The organism is Kitasatospora sp. NPDC059577 (assembly GCF_042735475.1).
Taxonomy (GTDB): domain Bacteria; phylum Actinomycetota; class Actinomycetes; order Streptomycetales; family Streptomycetaceae; genus Kitasatospora.
Genome location: NZ_JBHWBZ010000150.1, coordinates 1 through 1,572 on the forward strand (window position 1 = coordinate 1; position 1,572 = coordinate 1,572).

The 1,572-nt window shown below is 65.2% G+C and carries 1 protein-coding gene; it reads left to right on the top strand.

Annotated elements, in window-relative coordinates:
* Positions 1-1,572, top strand: a 1,572-nt coding sequence (locus ACFV0O_RS41485; protein WP_380350276.1) for a condensation domain-containing protein, incomplete at both ends; no start/stop codon positions are given.

The following is a 1,572-nucleotide window of genomic DNA, read 5'->3' on the forward strand; positions in this document are numbered from 1 at the left end:
ACCTGCCCCGGGTCGGAATCGACGACAACTTCTTCGAACTCGGCGGACACTCCCTGCTCGCAACCCGCCTGATCAGCGGCATCCGCACCGCCCTGAACGCCGAACTCCCCCTGCGCACCCTCTTCGAAGCCCCCACCATCGCCCAGCTCGCCCCCCACTGCGACGACACCACCACCGACCTACGCCCCACCCTCCAGCCGGCCACCCGCCCCGAACGACTCCCCCTCTCCTACGCCCAACGACGCCTCTGGTTCCTCAACCAACTCCAAGGCCCCAGCCCCACCTACAACATCCCCTTCGTCATCCACCTCACCGGCCACCTCGACCACCACGCCCTCCACCAAGCCCTCACCGACCTCACCACCCGCCACGAAACCCTCCGCACCACCTTCCCCACCACCGCAGGAACCCCCCACCAACACATCCTCACCCCCGAACAAGCCACCCCCCAACTCCCCACCACCCACACCACACCCGAAAACCTCCCCACCCAACTCGACCACACCATCCGCCAAGGATTCGACCTCGCCACCCAACCCCCCATCCGCGCCCACCTCTTCACCACCAGCCCCACCGACCACACCCTCGCCATCGTCATCCACCACATCGCCGCCGACGGCGAATCCGTCACCCCCCTCCTCACCGACCTCCTCACCGCCTACCAAAACCACACCGAACACCACACCGAAACCCGCACCCCCCTCCCCGTCCAATACGCCGACTACACCCTCTGGCAAAACCAACTCCTCGGCGACGAAAACAACCCCACCCCCCTCGCCACCCGCCAACTCGACTACTGGCGCCAAACCCTCCACAACCTCCCCGAAGAACTCCAACTCCCCTACGACCACCCCCGACCCGCCGAAGCCAGCCACCACGGCCAACTCACCACCTTCCACCTCGACCCCCAACTCCACCACCAGCTCAACCACCTCGCCCACACCACCGGCACCAGCCTCTTCATGGTCCTCCAGGCCGCCCTCACCACCCTCCTCACCCGCCTCGGCGCCGGCACCGACATCCCCATCGGCACCCCCATCGCCGGACGAACCGACCACAACCTCGAAAACCTCGTCGGATTCTTCGTCAACACCCTCGTCCTGCGCACCGACACCTCCGGCAACCCCACCTACCGCGACATCCTCCACCGCACCAAAGAAACCAACCTCGCCGCCTACACCCACCAAGACATCCCCTTCGAACGCCTCGTCGAAATCCTCAACCCCACCCGCACCATGGCACGCCACCCCCTCTTCCAAACCATGATCACCCTCCAAGGAGACCCCCACCCCACCACCCAACTCCCCCACCTCCACGCCCGCACCCAAACCCTCCTCACCGGAATCGCCAAATTCGACCTCTCCTTCGGATTCGTCGAACACACCGACACCAACGGCACCCCCACCGGAATAGACGGCTACCTCGAATACGCCACCGACCTCTTCACCCACCACACCGCACACAACCTCACCACCCGACTCCACAACCTCCTCCACACCATCACCCAAAACCCCGACACCCCCATCCACCACATCAACACCCTCACCGACCACGAACACCACCAACTCCTCC